General features: G+C 64.9%; 1 pseudogene. It reads left to right on the forward strand.

Annotated elements, in window-relative coordinates:
* Window positions 1–112: pseudogene (locus tag AC0L20_RS41470) on the forward strand (ATP-binding cassette domain-containing protein); the annotation flags it as partial.
* Window positions 113–251: the final 139 nt, after the last annotated feature.

Below are 251 nucleotides of genomic sequence, written 5' to 3' on the forward strand. Positions count from 1 at the left end.
AGTCAAAACCGTACTGGAGCTGGTGCGCCTGGCCCCACATGCCGAGCGCTACCCTCGGGAGCTGTCCGGTGGCCAGCGCCAGCGCGTGGCCCTGGCACGGGCGCTGGCAGTTGCGCTGCATGGTCTTGACCTGCTCAGGCCAGCCCGGCAAGTCGTCGAGGCTCGACAAGAGTTCATCCGCATAGGCGGTGATCTTGAAGTAATACATCGGGATTTCGCGCTTTTCGATCAGCGCGCCGGAGCGCCAGCCG

The sequence above is a fragment of the Bradyrhizobium sp. Kon58 genome (assembly GCF_055807455.1).